Genomic DNA, 16,007 nt, shown 5'->3' on the forward strand with positions numbered 1-16,007 from the left:
TGTGTTTGGGGGGGGGGGGGGCGGGGGTGGGGGGGGGGCGGCGGCGGGGCCCCCCCCCCCCCCCCCCCCCCCCCGCCCACCCCCCGGCCCGATGCCGCGGCCGGTGGCTCAGCTCTGGAAGAGCGAGGCGATCGTGGCGTTCACGATGATGAGGCCGATGCCGACCAGAAGGCCCCAGCGCCACCACCAGTTCACCGTCAGGCGCTGCGGCGCCTCGAGCACTGTCGCCTCCTCGGTGCTGAGCGACCGCGTGGCCCAGCCCTCCGAGGTTGCCGTGGCGAGCGAGTAGCGGAGCCCCCACGTGATGCGGAACAGCCAGAACAGGTGGAAGTAGGTGTACTGGAGCACCAGCGCGCGTCCGCCGTCGAGCTGTGCGGTCTTGCTGTTGCGTCCCCAGCCGAAGAACACCATCGGGGCTTTCACGTCCTCTCGTGCGCGCCGTCGGCGCGCGAAGTGCCTGATGTCGAACCGGCGCTCACCGTAGGGGGTGCGGCGCGAGCCTGACATGGGCACCTCTGCCCATGTCAGGCGACCGGCTCCCCGCTCAGTACGCTCCCGCCATGACAGACGAAGCGGCCGGCCTCGAGCGCCGGATCCGGGTATGGCTCCTCGCGTTCGTGATCTGCCTGGCCCTCAGCGGCATCACGGCGTTCCCCATGGTCACCGAGGTACGGCTGCTCGACCAGGTCGTCACCGCGTGGCGGGTCGACGAGTGGCTGCCGCCGTTCGCCGAGTGGATCTCCCGCGTCCGCGCCGGCTACGAGGTGGTGGCCGCCCAGCACCCGTTCATCCTCTACGGCACCGATTGGCTCGCCTTCGCGCACCTGGTGATCGCAGTGGCGTTCTGGGGCCCGTACCGCGACCCGGTGCGGAACGTGTGGGTGGTCCAGTTCGGTCTGATCGCCTGCGCAGGAGTGATCCCGCTGGCCCTGATCTGCGGCCCGATCCGTGGCATCCCGTGGGGGTGGACGCTGATCGACATGTCGTTCGGCGTCTTCGGGGCGATCCCGCTGTGGATCGTGCTGCGGATGATCCGCCGGCTGGAGGCGCTGCAGAGCCGTACGAGACCGACGCCGTCCTGACGACGTCGCCGCTCAGCCTCGGCCGTAGGTCCCGAACGTGCGCTCCTCGATGCCGACGCCGTCGACCCACCGGTAGAACTGTCGGCGGTCCGTGGAGTACTGCCAGCCGAGGCCGTTCCCGTCGGCGCTGCCGAAGTCGTGCTGAGCCGGGCGTGCTGGCGTGACCTCGAGGAGGTGTTCCACGACCTTGCCTTCCAGGGTCATGAGAAACGCCCCGTTGGCGTTGAGGGCGACGAGATGCCCGGTCACCGAGTCGTGGTGGAGCTCGCCCTCGACCTCACCCTCCTCGTTGACAGGGAACACGTCGCAGTCCAGCCGGACGGCCGGGTCCAGCCAGCGCTCCGCGGCGGAGGCAGGGGGCAGCGTCGGGATCGTGAAGATGCCCAGCTGCTTGTACTCGTAGCCGGGCGCCTCGTCCTCCTCGTCGAGATAGCCGCCCGCGAGCAGGTCGTCCATCACCACGACGAGCGTGTCGTTCCCGACGAATGTGGCCGGCCGGTCCCAGTTGTAGCCGCGACCGTCGACTATGGCTGCGGTCGCTTCCCAGCCCTGCAGGAACGCGTCGGTCGAGGTAGAGACAGACCTTGTCCTGGGGGGACCAGACCCAGCCGTGCACCAGGAAGTGGCGCGAGTCCGGCGAGACCTGCACCAGCGAGTGGAACAGGTAGGAGAAGTTCTTGCGCTCGAGCTCCCACCGGCCGTGCTCGTCCGGCTCGCCGACTCGCTTCTCGTACACCTCCCGCTCCGTCAGGAGCTCACCTGTTTCCGCGTCGAACACGTCCAGCCGGTTCCACTCGGTCTGGGCGACGAGCAGCGTGCGGCCGTCGCGCTCCAGGAACCCGATGGAGTAGCTGGACACGTCGGAGTGGTAGTTCCCGCGGCTGAGCTCGCGCACCGCACCAGTGACGGTATTGACCAGCGCGGCGTTCACGCCCAGCCGTTCGGTGACGCACACCCACGGGCCGTGGACGTAGAGCCGTACCTCCAGGGGCGTGCCCTTCCTGCGGCCCACCTCCTCCCCGAGCTCGTGGATGTTCGGCAGCTCGGCGACGATCTCCGCCTCCGGCCCGGAGCCGACCGTCGCGAGGAGGCGCCCGTCCGCGAACACGAAATAGCCACCCGGACGATCGTCGGTGGCTGCGAGGGCTCGGACTCGGGAAGTCCGCAGGTCGACCAGTGACGCCTCGGACGGGAACGTGTCGCTCGTAGGCATGCGTCGAGTATCGCCACCGCCGTACGGGCCGCCCTATCCCGCGGGCGCGCCGCGTCTACGGCGTGTCGATCGACGCTTTCGCGGTGCTGCCGTCCAGGAGCGTGAGGGTCGCCTCCCCGGTGAGGGAGAGCTCGCCGGGCGCCCACACCGCCCACCAGCCGTTCGCCACCGAGGCCTGGGCGGTGGTCCCGTCGTCGAGCATCACCTCGACGGCGGCGACGCCCTCGCCTGCCCTGCCGAACGCTGAGGTCAGGGCGCCCGCGCCCGCGTTGCCGGAGGTCCACGAGGTGGTGCCGTGGTGCACGGTGAGGACGCCGTCCGGGTCTGGCAGGTCGGTGTCGTGCGGCTCCGGCATGAGAGACGCGTTCTGGACGACGTCCCACGTGCCCGCCGCCGTGCCGACGGTCGCGAGGCACTCGCTCCAGGCGCCGTCCCCGGCCTGCACCACGTACGTATAGTCGCCGCGCACCTCGGTCACGACCGGCTCGACCGGTACCTCGATGGCGAGCTGCCCGGAGTCGTCGGGCCAGCGGGTGACGGGTTCGCACTCTGTCCCAAGGCCCGCGGGTACGACGGACGAGACCTGGGACGGGACGCGCGTCCACGTGGCGAACGCAGCGGGGGTGCTCCACGGAGAGGTGATCACCAGGGCGAGGCCGACGACGACCGCGAGGGCAGCCGTCACCAGGGCCGGACGTGCCGCGCGGGCGCGCAACGGCACGCGGCGGTCGGTGCGCAGGATGGCCGCGAGCTCGGGGTCGGCCGGGGAGCCGGGCGCGCGCAGGCCTCGGGCCGGGTCGAGCTCGACCACTGCCTTCATCACGGGAGAGTGCATGGTCGTCTCCTCACGGCCTGGTGGAGGGGGTCGGCTGACGGGTGGCCAGGGCGTCGAGCACCTCGACGAGATGGCGGCGGGCCCGGGTCAGGCGCACCGAGAACGTGGACGGGCGCAGCCCCAGCACCTTCGCTGCCTGCTCCGTCGTCAGGCCGTCCCACGCGACGAGCGCGATGACCTCCCGCTCGCCCGCGGTGAGGCGGAGCCACGCCTGCTCGAGCTCGATCCGGTCGATCGCGGACTCGTCCTCGGGCCGGGTGACCTCGACCGGCTGCCGCGCGATCCGGAGCCGGAGGGCGCGCCACCGTCCCTCGCTGCGCGTCCGGGTGGCGATCACGTTGCGGGCGACCCCGAAGAGCCACGGCCGGGCATCCGCCGGGACGTCGTCGAGGCGGCGCCAGGCCACAAGGAACGTCTCGGACACGACGTCGTCGACGAGCGCGGCGTCCAGGCGGCGCGCGACGAATCGCGTGACATCCTCATGGTTCGCCACCCACAGCCGTGTCAGCCGGTCGGCAGCGTCGCCCTCCTCCACGACCAGACCTCCTTTCCTCTCCGTCCGTACCTTGCCGCCAGGTGTACCTGATCTACACCATGAATGTTTCAGATTTCGGTGTTGTCTCGGTAGTTTGGGCCACGCGCAGGGGGGGATCGGATCGACCGGGAGGATGAACGATGGCGGGAAGACCGGTACTGCGCCTTGCTGCTGCCCTCGTGAGCGCGTGCTGCCTGGTGGCTGTCGCGGGGACAGCGACAGCCACGGCGGGGACAGCCATGGGCACGGCGAACGGCGCGGCGCACCGCGCGGCGCACTCGGCGGCCGTTCCCGGGCCGGGCGGCACGGAGCGTGCGTGGAGGACGTGGGCTGCCGCCGACCGCCGCGCCGCTGAGCGCACCGACTGGGCGGCCGAGTCTGCGGCGCGCGGCTGCGTGCTCATCGGGGTGTCGATCGTCGACGAGGTCGATGTCGCCTACAACCGGGCGATGGGGGCACCCGCCGACCTGGTGACCACCCGCGTGGACTCGACGGAGGACTGCTCCGCCTCACCCGCGATGGCGCAGGCAGAGACGGGGGCGACGGCGTCGGCCGACGCCGGCGTGCTTTCCGTGCCCGGCGGCCCGCGATGCGCGACGACGACCGGGCCCGGCACGATCTGCCTGTCGAACGGCGGCGGCAGGATCACTACGTCGTGGCAGTACCGGGGTTCCGGCAGCGTGTCCGGCTTCCTGCGCATCTACCAGATCAACGCGGGGTCCTCCGGCTGCCCCACGGGCGACACCTTCCACACGGGCCCGAGCTCGACGTGGAGCTCAGGGCAGACGCGGTCGACGTCGAAGACCCAGACCAGCACCGCGGCCTACTCCACTCACATCTGGAAGCAGGTCGTCTGGGGGCACTCGGACTGGGGCTCCACGTGCGGGGTGCTCTGACCCGCTCTACCTCACGTGAGCCGCGATCAGGGCCGCCTCGACGCGGTTCCGTACCCCCATGGTGCGCAGGATCGAGGTGACGTGTGTCTTGACCGTACCCTCCGTCAGGAAGAGCCGTGCCGCGATCTCGGCGTTGGACAGGCCCTCGCCCACCAGGAGGAGCACCTCCTTCTCGCGCTGGGTCAGACGTTCGAACCGGTCGCTCGCGTCATGACCCTCGATGAACTGGGTCGTGACCCGTGAACGCAGGAGCTTGCGGGTCACGGACGGCGAGAAGTGGGCGCCTCCCACGGCGACGGCGTGCACAGCCAGTACCAGCTCCCGCGGGTCGCCCGACTTGAGCACGAAGCCGTCGGCGCCGAGCTGGATCGCTCGGGCGACATAGGCGTCCTCCCCGAACGTGGTGACCATGAGGCACGGGAGGTCGCCGTGCTCGCGCCGGATCACCTCGAGTGTGGACAGGCCGTCCAGGTCAGCCATCCGGATGTCGAGGAGGACCACGTCGGGCCGGTGCTCCCTGATCGCCGTCAGCGCGGCGTGCCCGGAGGAGGCCTGGGCCACCACCTCCAGCCCGGGGTCGGTCTCGAGGATGCTGAGCAGCCCGAGCCGCACGAGGTGCTCGTCGTCCGCCACGAGCACACGGACCCGCGTCACGAGTCCTCCGCCCGGACCTGCTCGGCGGTGACGACGACACCGGCGGAGTAGCAGATGCGGTAGGCGTCACCCGACGCGTCGTCCAGAGGGTCTGCTGTGACCGCGTAATAGTGGCAGTCACCTCCCGCCGGCTCGTCGTCCTGCTCCCACGGGAGCTCGCGCTCCGGGAGCAGTCGCTCCACCTCGGAGCGCCCTGCCCCCACCTCGATCTCGGCGAAGACCTGCGGTGCGAGCAGGGCCCGGCGAGCCTCGGCGAGCGTGGCCGCCTGCACCGCCACCACGATGACGAGCAGGACGGCGACCGGCGCCAGCGCGGCGAGCCAGAGCCGCCGGCGACTCCGGCGCCTGGCGGTGACGATCTGGCGGAAAGCCTGTTCAGCGGTGGCCGCGCTTGGGTGGTCCGGACTGCTGCGGACCGGGGACTGGTCTTCCAGCCGGGGCAGGCGGACGGTCAGCGTGAAGCGTCCACCCTCCGAGCGCGTGTCGAGCGTGCCGCCCGTCATGCGGACCCGCTCGTGCAGCGCGACGAGGCCGAGCCCGCCGTCGCGGTCCTGCTCCCCGTCCGCCGGCCTGCTGCTCTGCCGGTCGGAGGTCCGGGGTGGCGTGGTCCCCGTGGAGTTCCGGACGGCGACCTCAAGCCAGCCGCCGACGTCGGTGAAGCTGATCTCGACCGGGCTGCCGGGCGCGTGCTTGACCGCGTTGGTGATGCCCTCCTGGACGACCCGGACGACAGTGGGCGTCCCATAAGCCGCGACCTCCGCCTCGCCGGTTACCGTGACCTCCGCACCGGCGCTCCGTGCCCGGGCAACGAGGTCTGCCACGTCACCCGCACGCGGCACCGCGCGAGGCGCCTCGTCACCGTGGAGAGCCTCGACGGAGGCGCCGAGACGCTCCACCGCGGCCGCCACATGCTCTCGGGTGGCGCCCAGCGCCGCCCTCTGGTCCTCGGAGAGACCCGGATCGAGCTCCAGGCGACCAAGGTTCAGAGCCACCAGGCTCAGCGCGTGCCCGAGGTCGTCATGCAGTTCCTCCGCCAGCTGGGCTCGCTCGCGTGCACGGGCGAGGTCCGCCTCGTGCTGTCGTTCGCGCTCGTGGCGCGCCAGCGTGGCCGCCTCGTTCTCCTCGAGCCTGCGGCGTGACCGCCAGGCCACCGCGAGCAACCACGGGAGCGCGCCGAACGTCACGGCCAGGGCGGCATGCACCAAGGCCTCCTGCAGCGGCACGCGCGTGACGATCGAGACCACCGATCCCAGGGCGAGCGCGAGAAGGAAGGCCGCTGCACCGATCGGGACACCGCGCGCCGAACGGCCGACGAGCACGGCGACGACAGCCAGCGGGAGCAGGGCGAGGTTCGACAGCGCCGGGAGGAGGATCAGCGCCACGAGAGTGATCGCGGCGGCGCCGACGGTCAGTCGTGACACGAGAGGCATGCGTCCATCCTTGCTGTCGCCGACCGCTGAGGCATCCGCCGCAGGGTCTATCGGCCGACGACAGACCTATGACTTTCGTCGTAGGACACCGCAGACCTTCGCCAGAGGTGCCAGGAGCCGCACCTTCCTAGCGTCGTCCGTCATGGAATCCACCACGCTCCCTCACCCTCGGGTCGTCGCCCGGCTCGTCCTCGCCGCGGCCCTCCTCGTGGCGCTCGCAGTCGTGACGTTCCCCGGCCGCGGCCCGCTCTACCGATCGGTCGCCGGCGGTACCGAGGCTCTGGCTTTCGACGCGCTCGTCACCGCGGTCGCGTCGAAGGGTCTGCTGGCCCTTGCCGCCGCCGTCGCCGTGGTGGCTGTCCACGCGCTGCGGCGAGGGCGTACGGCCGTGCTCCGGCTCGCGGTCTCCGGCGTCGGTGTCGTCGCGGCGTACGCGAGCAGCGAGGTGATCAAGCTGCTCGTGACGCAGGAACGTCCGTGCCGTGCCTACGCGATCGAGACGGTGCTGGCCTGCCCGCCCCCGGGCGACTGGTCCTGGCCCAGCAACCACTCGACGATCGCGGCAGCCCTCGCCACGGCCTGCATCCTCGTGATCCCCCGAGCCGCCTGGTTCGTGGTGCCCGCGGCCCTCGTCATCGCCGGATCCCGGGTGGCCGCCGGCGTGCACTATCCACATGACGTCCTGTCCGGCCTGGCTCTCGGGATCCTGGTCACCGGAGTGATCGGCCTGGTGCTCTCACCTCTCGCCGTCCGGGCGGTCGGCGAGCGACCCCGGGCCCGGGCCCGGGCGTGAAAGGCCCTCCCGGTTTCCGGAGCTGGCGGACGGCTCCTGACGCGCGCTGGTTCGGCCCTGCCCACCAGGACCGATACGGTGACGCGGGTGAAGCGCCTCCTCGTTGTCCTGCTCTGGCTCGTGGCACTCCCGGTGCTGGGACTGGCGGTGCTCCGTGCCTTGCCGCACGACGGCACGTTCCCGCTCGCCCAGGCGGTCGGATTCGTGCCATGGGCGGCGCTGGCGACGGTGCCGCTCATCGCGATCGCCCTCCTGGCCCGGCGCGGCTTCCTCGCCCTGCTCCTGATCATCGCGGTGGGGTTCTTCGGCTACTGGATGTCGGCCTTCTGGCTGCCGTCGGCCTCTGCGGTGCCCACCCTCGACCCAGACGATCCCAGCACGCTGCGGGTCATGACGATCAACGCGCTCTACGGCCGGGTCGACGCCGAGGCGGTGGTCGACGCCGTCCGCAGCGAGAACGTCGAGGTGCTCGCGGTGCAGGAGCTCACGCCTGGCCTCGTCGACGCCCTGGAGGACGCCGGGATCGGCGAGGTCCTTCCGCATAGCACCACGCACCGCCTCGACGAGCCAGCGGCGGGCAGCGGGCTGTGGAGCTCGGTCGAGCTGCGTGAGGTCGACGGGGGCCCGGACACAGGCTTCGCGATGCCGTCGGCTCTGGTGGACGCCGGCGGCAGAGACGTCCGCGTCACTGTGGTGCACCCGGTACCGCCGCTTCCGGGCACGACAGAGCGGTGGCACGAGGAGCTCGCGGTCCTCGCAACGCAGGCACACGCGGACCCGGCGCCGCAGATCCTCGCCGGTGACTTCAACGCGACCTTCGACCACCCGTCCTTCCGGGCGGTGCTGGGCGACCGGTTCCAGGACGCGAGCCGTGCCTGGGGCACCGGCACCGCGTTCACCTGGCCGGCAGACCGGCGGTTCCCGCCGGTCCTCGCGCTCGACCACGTCGTGGTCGAGAACGACATGCAGGTGTCCGACGTCGTCACGGTGAGCCTTCCCGGCACCGACCACCGGGCGGTCGTGGCCACGGTGGCTGTCCCCTGATCCGTCCGGATCCGCCGTTCCGGGTGCCTGATATGAGGCTTCCAACTATGTTCAACCCGTGCCCACCCGCCAGATGCGCCTAGCCCCCGCAGCCGACAAGTCGCTGTCCGACGAGGTCGCTGATGCTTTTGCCGTGCTCCGCACCGAGGTCGGACTGCCAGCGATGTTCCCGCCGGCCGTGCTCGACGAGGCCCGTGAGGCTGCCGAGCGCGACGTGTCCGCGGACCGTCAGGACCGCCGTGACATCGAGTTCGTCACCATCGACCCGCCGGGGTCGCTCGACCTCGACCAGGCGGTGCACGTCGCGCAGTCCGGCGAGGGCTACATCGTGCGGTACGCCATCGCCGACCTCGGCGCCTTCGTGACGCCTGGCGGCGCGCTGGACGCCGAGGTGCACGCCCGGGTCCAGACGGTCTACGGACCTGATGCCCGCACGCCGCTGCACCCGACGGTCCTGTCGGAGGGTGCCGCCAGCCTGCTGCCCGACGAGGACCGGCCGGCTGTCCTGTGGACGATCGGGCTGGACCCGCACGGCGAGATCATGTCGACCACCGTCGGGCGTGCGCTCGTGCGCAGCCGGGCCCGCCTCACCTACGACCAGGCCCAGGCGAGCCTGGACGACGGCACGGCGGGGGAGTCGCTGCAGCTGCTCGCCGACGTGGGCCGGCTGCGCCAGTCGCTCGAGCGTGAGCGCGGAGGCGTCTCGCTGGACGTGCCGGAGCAGGAGATCCACCAGCGCGAGGACGGTGCGTTCGGCCTGACGTTCCGCCGCACGCTGCCGATCGAGGGCTGGAACGCCCAGATCTCGCTGCTCACCGGCATGGCCGCGGCGCGCATGATGCGCGAGGCCGGCGTGGGTGTCCTGCGGACCCTGCCCGAAGCCGACCCGCGCGACCTCGCACGGCTCCGCCGCACGGCGCGCGCCCTGAACATCGCCTGGCCGGACGACGTCCCCTACTCGGAGCTGCTGCCGACGCTCGAGTCGCGCATCCCGGAGCACGCGGCCTTCCTCAACGAGGCTACGTCGCTGTTCCGGGGGGCCGCGTACGTCGCGTTCGGCATGCCCGACGCGGGCGGCGCCGTCGTGCCCCCGCCGGCGAACACGCGGCACGCTGCGATCGCCGCGGACTACGCCCACGTCACGGCCCCTCTGCGCCGCCTCGTAGACCGGTACGGCACGGAGATCTGCCTCGCCGTCGCGGCGGGCAAGCCCGTCCCGCAGTGGGTCCTCGAAGCCCTGCCACGCCTCCCCGAGGAGATGTCCGACGGCGGACGGCTCGCCTCCGGCTTCGAGCGGGCCTGCGTGGACATCGTCGAGGCGGCCCTCCTCCGCGACCGTGTCGGGGACGAGTTCGACGGCGTCGTGGTCGACGTCGACGACCCGCGCGACCGGTCCGGCCGGGACGCTGCCCGGGGGCGCGCGCCTCAGCGAGGGCTCGTGGTCCTGAGCGACCCCGCGGTCCGCGCCCGCGTGGAGGGGCCCGGCCTGCCGCTCGGAGAGGCGGTCCGCGTCAAGCTCTACGAGGCGTCGGTCTCTGAGCGGACGGTCCTGTTCGGCCTCCTCGGCGCCCGGGCGGGGGCCACGCCGTCGGCCACCGCTCCCGCCACCGCGGCGGTTGCGCCGTCGGCCGCACCGGCGCCGTCGGCCGCACCGGCGGACCCCGTGGCCGCTCCGGAGATCGCGCCGGCCGACGCGACCTTGCCGCCGCCCGCGACCCCGCCGGTGGCCCAGGCGTCCATGACCCCGCCGGTGGCCCAGCCGTCCGCGACCCCGCCGGTGGCCCAGGTCCCCGCTTCGCCGTGGACCCCGCCGTCGGGCGAGCAGCCCCAGGTTCCGGCCGCGTTGCCGCCGCACCCGTCCGGCGAGATCCCGCGGGCCGTGGACCTCCCGTACGGGCTGGTCGACGAGGTGCCGTTCGGCGCGTTCGACGTGCCGGCGGTGAGCCCCGCCGACCCCTCTCTGGGTGGCACCCGGCTACGGGAGATCCCGTAGCCCGTGGCCTGACCGTGATGTGAAGTTACGGGTTTCCCCTCTCGTCGTTCTCAGCGCGTTTTAGTTAGGTGTCCTTCGTAACACCCGGTGGACACCGCGCGACACCGTCGCGCCGCCGACGCGAGAGGAACGACATGATCCGACGACGCGCCCGCGGGCGGCTGCTCCTGGCCACCGCGCTCACCAGCGTGACTCTCCTGGCCGGATGCTCCGGCCCCGGCGAGGAGCAGGGCGCCGCCGCTCCCACCCTGAACGTGTGGGCCGGCAGCCAGACCCCCATCACCGCGAACTTCAACCCGTTCGCACCCACGGTGCTGCACGGCGCGCTCGGGCCCGTCTACGAGACGCTGTTCCTCTACAACAAGGCCGGCGGCGGCGACCCGGTCCCGATGCTGGGCGAGTCGTTCGCGTGGAACGAGGACGGGACCGTCCTGACGGTCACGATCCGCGAGGGCGTGGAGTGGAGCGACGGCGAGCCGTTCACCGTCGACGACGTCGTCTACTCGCTCACCAACGAGGTGACGAAGTCGAGCCACCTCGTCTCCGCCGAGGCGACCGACAACACCACGGTGGTCCTCACCTACGACGCTCCGCAGTTCACGAACGAGTTCGCCATCCTCGGCGGCGCGTGGATGCTCCCCGAGCACGTCTGGGCCGAGAAGTCGGTCGAGGAGGCCACCACCTGGGCCAACGAGGCGCCGGTCGGCACGGGGCCGTACACGGTCGAGTCCGTGTCCGAGGCGTCCTACACGCTGGTCGCGAACGAGAACTACTGGCAGGAGGGCAAGCCCGCCGTCAAGAGCGTGCGCTACCTGGGCATCGACGCGAACGCGTCCGCCGAGGACCTCCTCAAGTCGGGTGACCTCGACTGGGCGGCCATGTTCGTGCCCGACCCCGAGGGCATCGCCGCCGCCGGCGGCCCCGCGGGCTACGTGAACACCCCGCAGGACCCGACGGTGCTGTACACGTGCGCCAACGCGGAGCTCGGCTGCACCGGCCCGCAGACGGACGTCGCCGTCCGGCAGGCGCTCAACCTCGCGATCGACCGCGAGACCGTCAAGGAGAAGGCGTTCGTGGGCCTGACCGGCACCATCTCGCCTACGTTCGCGCTCCTCGGCCGGGACGACCAGTGGATCGCGCCCGACGTCGAGAAGCAGAGCCCGCAGACCGCCGACGTGGCCGCTGCGGCCGCCGTGCTCGAGGCCGCCGGCTACGCCAAGGGTGCCGACGGCATCTACGCCAAGGACGGCGTCCCCGTCGAGCTCTCGCTCACCTCGGTGGACGGCTGGACCGACTACAACGACGCGGCCAAGCTGATCGCGGAGCAGGTCGCCGCCGTCGGCATCAAGGTCACCCCGACGACCGTCTCCTGGCAGGAGTTCTCCGACTCGCGCCAGTCGGGCAACTTCCAGCTCATCATGGGCGGTGTCGTCGGCACCAGCGTCGCCGACCCGTTCCAGATCTACCGCGACTGGTTCTCCGGCGAGTACACGCAGCCGGTGGGCACGGAGCTCGAGGCCGGCGAGTGGAACTTCACGCGCTACGCCAACCCGGTCGTCGACGCGGCGGTCGAGCAGGCCGCGGCAGCCGCCGACGAGCAGACCAAGATGGCCGCGTACAGCCAGATCCAGCACGAGATCACGAGGGACCTGCCGTACATCCCGCTCGTCATCAACGCGACGCAGACGTTCTACAACGACGCGGAGTTCACCGGCTGGCCCACCGAGGACGACCTGTACGCGTTCCCGCCGTCGTGGGGCGCCGTGTCCGCGGGCTACGTCCTGGCGAACCTGGAGCCGGTGGAGTGACCACGAGGACCCGAGGAGGGGCCGGGACGGCCCCGGCACGTACGAGGGGAGTCGTGCGGTGAGGTACTACCTGCGACGCATCGCCTTCTACGCCTTCACGGTGTGGGCGGCGATCTCCTTCAACTTCCTCATCCCCCGGCTCATGCCGGGCGACCCTGCCGACATCATGCTGGCCAAGATGGCCCGCAACGGCGAGGTCGCCCCGGGGGTGGAGCGGACCATCCGGCTCCTCCTCGGGTCCGACACCGACCAGACCCCGTGGGAGCAGTACCTCGCCTACTGGGGCAACCTGCTCCGCGGCGACCTGGGCGTCTCGGTCACCAAGTTCCCCACGCCGGTCACCGAGCTCATCGGCGCAGCCCTGCCGTGGTCCATCGGGCTGCTCGGCCTCGCGTCGATCATCTCGTTCGTCCTCGGGATCGCCGCGGGCGCGTGGATCGGCTGGAAGCGCGGCACCTGGGTGGACCACGTCATCCCGGGCTCCACGCTGCTGCAGTCGCTCCCCTACTTCTGGGTCGCGCTGCTGCTCGTCTACGGCTTCGCGGTGGTCAACCCGTGGTTCCCGCGCATCGGCGGCTACGACGTGTTCACCTTCAACGGTCCCGAGGCCACCTGGGAGTTCGTCGGGTCGGTGGCGTACCACGGCCTGCTGCCCGCCCTCACCGTGGTGCTGTCGTCGTTCGGCGGCTGGCTCCTCGGGATGCGCAACATGATGGTGTCCACCCTGTCCGAGGACTACATCACCACCGCCGAGGCCAAGGGCCTGCGCCGCTCCCGGATCCTCCTGGGCTACGCGGTGCGGAACGCCGCCCTGCCCTCGATCGCGGGATTCGGCATCTCCCTCGCCTTCGTGGTCACCGGCGCCATCGTGATGGAGCAGGTGTTCACGTACCCGGGCCTCGGCAAGCTCATGATCACCGCGGTCCAGGGCAACGACTACGCCCTCATGCAGGGCCTGTTCCTGGTCATCACGCTCACCGTGCTCGCGGCGACGTTCCTCATGGACATCGTCTACGGCTTCGTCGACCCGAGGACGCGTCACAATGGCTGAGAACCGGATCCTGCCCCGCCGCTCCGCGAAGACGACGACCGGGGGCGCGATCGTCGCCGCCATCGTGCTCTTCGCGATCCTCGGACCGCTCCTCACGCAGGACCCGCGGTTCTCCGGCAACGACGCCTTCCTGCCGCCGAGCGCGGACCACCTGCTCGGCACCACCAAGCTCGGCTACGACGTGCTCGCGCAGCTCGCCCACGGGGCACGCGGCTCGCTGCTCGTGGGCCTGGTCGCCGCCGGCATCGCGATCGTCCTGTCGCTCGTCTTCGGGATCCTCGCCGGCTATGCCGGCGGCTGGACGGACGAGATCCTCAGCATGGGCACCAACATCATGCTCGTGATCCCGGGACTGCCGCTGGTCATGGTGATCGCCGTCTACGCCGAGAGCCGCAGCCTCTGGCTCGTGGCGTTCGTCCTGGGCATCACGAGCTGGGCCGGATCGGCGATCGTGCTGCGCTCCCAGGCCCGGTCCCTGCGGTCCCGCGACTACGTGGAGGCCTCGCAGGTGGCCGGCGAGCGGACGTTCCGCATCCTCCTCGTCGAGATCATGCCCAACCTGCTGCCTCTGCTCGCCGCACAGTTCCTGAGCGCGCTCATCCTGTCGATCCTCGGCGAGGCCGGCCTGTCCTTCATCGGGCTCGGCCCGAACGGCTCCATCACCTGGGGGACCATGATCATGGACGCGTACGGCGGCAACGCCATGTCAGCAGGCGCCTGGTGGTGGTTCGTCCCGCCGGGCCTGATGATCGCCGTCTTCGGCGCCGGCCTGTCGCTCGTCAACTTCGCGATCGACGAGGTGGTCAACCCCAAGCTGCGCGTCGCCGCCCGGCCGGCCGGCCGCCGCGCCCAGAAGCCGGAGGTGGCCGCATGAGCGAGCCCGTGCTCACCGCCCGCGGCGTCTCCGTGGAGTACCTCACGGACCCCGTGGTCCGCGCCGTGCGCGACGTGTCGCTCACCCTGCACCGTGGCGAGATCCTCGGGCTCGCGGGCGAGTCCGGCTGCGGCAAGACGACGTTCGCCTACGGGATCACCCGGCTGCTCAAGCCGCCGGCGGCCTTCACGGCCGGCGAGATCGTGTTCCACGACCGCGACGGCGAGGACATCGACGTCACGGCGCTCGACGGCGACGCCCTCCGCGCCTTCCGCTGGGACAAGGTCTCCATGGTCTTCCAAGGGGCCATGAACTCGCTCAACCCGGTGATCACGGTGCGCGCCCAGATCGACGACGTGCTCACCACCCACCGGCCCGGCATGCCCCGCGCCGAACGGGCCGCACGTGCCGCCGAGCTGCTCCGCCTCGTGGACGTGGACCCGTCACGGCTCGACAGCTACGCGCACCAGCTGTCGGGCGGCATGCGCCAGCGGGTCATGATCGCCATGGCCCTCGCGCTGGAGCCGCAGGTCATGATCATGGACGAGCCCACCACGGCGCTCGACGTCGTGGTCCAGCGCGGCATCCTGCGCGAGATCATGCGGCTGCGTGAGCGGCTGGGCTTCGCCGTCGTCTTCATCACGCACGACCTGCCGCTGCTGCTCGAGATCAGCGACCGCATCGCCGTGATGCTCGAGGGCGAGATCGTCGAGCTCGACACCGCCGAGAACCTGTACGAACGGCCGCAGCACCCGTACACGCGGCGCCTCCTGGAGTCGTTCCCCAGCCTCACCGGCGAGCGGGGCGACTTCCTCCGCTCCGGTGTCGCCGCCCCCGCGATCGAGAGGACCGCCTGATGGGCACGCTCGAGGTCCGCAACCTCGTCAAGGACTTCCGGGTGGGTCACGGCCTGCGGCGCTCGCGGCTGCGGGCCGTGGACGACGTGTCGTTCGTCCTGGAGGCGGGCAAGACCGTCGCGCTCGTGGGGGAGTCCGGCTCGGGCAAGTCCACGGTGGCACGCACGCTGGCCCGGCTGGAGAAGCCCACCTCGGGCGAGGTCCTGCTGGACGGGACGCCCGTGTCGGCGAGCCGCAGCGCCCTGCGGGCCTACCGGCACGAGGTGCAGATGGTGTTCCAGGACCCGTTCGCCTCGCTCAACCCGTTCCATCCCGTGGCACACCACCTGGAGCGGCCGCTCCGGCTGCACGGCGTGGCGCACGGGCGTGACGCCGTGACCGAGCAGGTGCACGCGCTCCTCGAGCGCGTGCAGCTCTCGCCCGCGGAGACGTACGCCGCCAAGCGGCCGCACGAGATGTCGGGCGGGCAGCGCCAGCGCGTCGCGATCGCGCGGGCCCTGGCCCCCGGCGCGCGCTTCCTGGTCGCCGACGAGCCCGTCTCCATGCTCGACGTCTCCATCCGGCTCGGCGTGCTCAACCTCCTGGCCCGGCTGCAGCGGGAGGAGAACCTCGGCGTCCTGTACATCACCCACGACCTGGCCACGGCGCGACACTTCAGCGACGAGATCCTCGTCATGTACCGCGGCCGGGTGGTGGAGCGTGGGCCGTCCGACCAGGTCATCCTCGATCCCCAGCACGAGTACACGAGGACGCTGCTGGCGGCCGCGCCGGACCCGGCGCGGCACGGCCGGCTCCGCGACGAGGTGCGGGCGGAGCTGGCCGCCTCGTAGGGCTACGTCCGGTCGGCGGGGCGTCGTACCTGCGCGCCGCCTCGCTCACGCTCCGCTCGGCCCTCGCTGCGCTCCGCTACGGCTTGACGGCGTCGCGCAGGCACGCCGCCCC

At 71.6% G+C, this 16,007-nt stretch carries 17 protein-coding genes; 11 read left to right on the top strand and 6 right to left on the bottom strand.

Annotated elements, in window-relative coordinates:
* Positions 1 to 108 precede the first annotated feature (108 nt).
* Complete coding sequence (locus AC060K_RS21325) at positions 109 to 423, bottom strand: hypothetical protein (RefSeq protein WP_483767288.1); 315 nt, start codon at positions 421 to 423, stop codon at positions 109 to 111.
* 137 nt (positions 424 to 560) lie between these two features.
* Between AC060K_RS21325 and AC060K_RS21330 the strand changes: the two genes are divergently transcribed.
* Complete coding sequence (locus tag AC060K_RS21330; protein ID WP_483767289.1) at positions 561 to 1,082, top strand: hypothetical protein; 522 nt, start codon at positions 561 to 563, stop codon at positions 1,080 to 1,082.
* Positions 1,083 to 1,094: 12 nt separating this feature from the next.
* Here AC060K_RS21330 and AC060K_RS21335 read toward each other — a convergent pair whose 3' ends face one another.
* Positions 1,095 to 1,541: a hypothetical protein gene (locus AC060K_RS21335; protein WP_483767290.1), complete on the bottom strand. Its 447-nt coding sequence runs from the start codon at positions 1,539 to 1,541 to the stop codon at positions 1,095 to 1,097.
* A 67-nt stretch (positions 1,542 to 1,608) separates the two neighbouring features.
* Here AC060K_RS21335 and AC060K_RS21340 point away from each other — a divergent pair, with 67 nt between their 5' ends.
* Positions 1,609 to 2,262 (top strand): hypothetical protein, encoded by a 654-nt coding sequence (locus AC060K_RS21340; protein WP_483767291.1) that lies wholly within the window; start codon positions 1,609 to 1,611, stop codon positions 2,260 to 2,262.
* A gap of 88 nt (positions 2,263 to 2,350) precedes the next feature.
* On the opposite strand, the gene AC060K_RS21345 is transcribed toward AC060K_RS21340, so the two are convergent.
* Together AC060K_RS21345 and AC060K_RS21350 are read right to left on the bottom strand one after the other, a co-directional pair.
* Entirely contained in the window at positions 2,351 to 3,130 is a 780-nt protein-coding gene (locus tag AC060K_RS21345) for a hypothetical protein (protein WP_483767292.1), read from the bottom strand.
* Positions 3,131 to 3,140: 10 nt separating this feature from the next.
* Entirely contained in the window at positions 3,141 to 3,665 is a 525-nt protein-coding gene (locus tag AC060K_RS21350; protein WP_483767293.1) for an RNA polymerase sigma factor, read from the bottom strand.
* 140 nt (positions 3,666 to 3,805) lie between these two features.
* Here AC060K_RS21350 and AC060K_RS21355 point away from each other — a divergent pair, with 140 nt between their 5' ends.
* Entirely contained in the window at positions 3,806 to 4,561 is a 756-nt protein-coding gene (locus AC060K_RS21355) for a hypothetical protein (protein ID WP_483767294.1), read from the top strand.
* A gap of 6 nt (positions 4,562 to 4,567) precedes the next feature.
* Here the strand turns inward: AC060K_RS21355 and AC060K_RS21360 are convergent, their stop codons facing one another.
* The gene (locus AC060K_RS21360; protein WP_483767295.1) at positions 4,568 to 5,215 is read right to left on the bottom strand and encodes a response regulator; all 648 of its coding nucleotides are present in this window, start codon (positions 5,213 to 5,215) and stop codon (positions 4,568 to 4,570) included.
* A complete protein-coding gene (locus AC060K_RS21365; RefSeq protein WP_483767296.1) occupies positions 5,212 to 6,645 on the bottom strand; it encodes a sensor histidine kinase in 1,434 nt (477 codons plus the stop codon). Before AC060K_RS21365 ends, AC060K_RS21360 begins: the two co-directional genes overlap by 4 nt.
* A 142-nt stretch (positions 6,646 to 6,787) precedes the next feature.
* Here AC060K_RS21365 and AC060K_RS21370 point away from each other — a divergent pair, with 142 nt between their 5' ends.
* From AC060K_RS21370 to AC060K_RS21405, 8 genes are all read left to right on the top strand, one after another.
* Positions 6,788 to 7,438: a phosphatase PAP2 family protein gene (locus tag AC060K_RS21370; RefSeq protein ID WP_483767297.1), complete on the top strand. Its 651-nt coding sequence runs from the start codon at positions 6,788 to 6,790 to the stop codon at positions 7,436 to 7,438.
* A gap of 87 nt (positions 7,439 to 7,525) precedes the next feature.
* A complete protein-coding gene (locus tag AC060K_RS21375) occupies positions 7,526 to 8,482 on the top strand; it encodes an endonuclease/exonuclease/phosphatase family protein (RefSeq protein ID WP_483767298.1) in 957 nt (318 codons plus the stop codon).
* Positions 8,483 to 8,540: 58 nt separating this feature from the next.
* Complete coding sequence (locus AC060K_RS21380; RefSeq protein ID WP_483767299.1) at positions 8,541 to 10,475, top strand: RNB domain-containing ribonuclease; 1,935 nt, start codon at positions 8,541 to 8,543, stop codon at positions 10,473 to 10,475.
* A gap of 134 nt (positions 10,476 to 10,609) precedes the next feature.
* A complete protein-coding gene (locus AC060K_RS21385; protein ID WP_483767300.1) occupies positions 10,610 to 12,283 on the top strand; it encodes an ABC transporter substrate-binding protein in 1,674 nt (557 codons plus the stop codon).
* A 58-nt stretch (positions 12,284 to 12,341) separates the two neighbouring features.
* Positions 12,342 to 13,334, top strand: coding sequence for an ABC transporter permease (locus AC060K_RS21390; RefSeq protein WP_483767301.1), 993 nt, complete (start codon positions 12,342 to 12,344; stop codon positions 13,332 to 13,334).
* Positions 13,327 to 14,208, top strand: coding sequence for an ABC transporter permease (locus AC060K_RS21395; RefSeq protein WP_483767302.1), 882 nt, complete (start codon positions 13,327 to 13,329; stop codon positions 14,206 to 14,208). The genes AC060K_RS21390 and AC060K_RS21395 overlap by 8 nt, the downstream gene beginning before the upstream one ends.
* Positions 14,205 to 15,065 (top strand): ABC transporter ATP-binding protein, encoded by an 861-nt coding sequence (locus AC060K_RS21400; RefSeq protein ID WP_483767303.1) that lies wholly within the window; start codon positions 14,205 to 14,207, stop codon positions 15,063 to 15,065. The genes AC060K_RS21395 and AC060K_RS21400 overlap by 4 nt, the downstream gene beginning before the upstream one ends.
* A complete protein-coding gene (locus AC060K_RS21405; RefSeq protein WP_483767304.1) occupies positions 15,065 to 15,895 on the top strand; it encodes an ABC transporter ATP-binding protein in 831 nt (276 codons plus the stop codon). The genes AC060K_RS21400 and AC060K_RS21405 overlap by 1 nt, the downstream gene beginning before the upstream one ends.
* Positions 15,896 to 16,007: the final 112 nt, after the last annotated feature.

This window comes from Antribacter sp. NEAU-D49 (genome assembly GCF_057158775.1).